Genomic DNA, 604 nt, shown 5'->3' with positions numbered 1-604 from the left:
GATATCAACAAGGGCCTCGCGAAGATCGTCGACACCATCGATTACCGCTTCAACAACAACGTGACGGTAACGGGGGTCCCGACAGGCCTGAAGGATCTCGACGAGCTCTCCGGCGGACTACAGAAGTCGGATCTCATCATCGTCGGTGCCCGTCCCTCGATGGGCAAAACGTCGTTTGCCCTCAACTTGATCGACGCCGCGCTACAGAGCGACCAACAGAAGTCTGTCCAGGTTTACAGCATGGAAATGCCAGCAGAGCAGCTGCTGTTCAGGCTTGCTGCCCTGCTCGGCCACCTGGACCTTGGCAAGCTGATGAAGGGCCAACTGCAAGAAGAGGATTGGCCCAGGCTGACCGTCGCGATCCAGCGCATAAACGACTATGGCAGCCGACTGGTCATCAACGACCAGGGCAACCTGACGCCGACAGAGCTGCGCGCCAAGGTTCGCCGTGCAGCCAGGAAGTACGGCCACCCCGTACTGATCCTGGTCGACTACCTGCAGCTGATGCGCTGCCCAGGCCTGGAAAACCGAGCCACCGAGATCTCGGAAATCTCCCGCTCGCTGAAAGCACTGGCCAAGGAAATGGATTGCCCCGTCGTGGCCC

Annotated in this window: 1 protein-coding gene; it reads left to right on the top strand. The window is 59.8% G+C overall.

The window, feature by feature from the left end; all coding sequences use genetic code 11:
- On the top strand, positions 1–604 hold a 604-nt coding region (locus JHD77_RS32235; RefSeq protein WP_199506591.1), incomplete at both ends, for a DnaB-like helicase C-terminal domain-containing protein.

It is taken from the genome of Pseudomonas sp. P20 (genome assembly GCF_016463925.1).
Lineage (GTDB): Bacteria > Pseudomonadota > Gammaproteobacteria > Pseudomonadales > Pseudomonadaceae > Pseudomonas > Pseudomonas aeruginosa.
The sequence above is the reverse complement of the archived record's forward strand: the minus strand, read 5'-3'. Positions and strand labels throughout refer to the sequence as shown.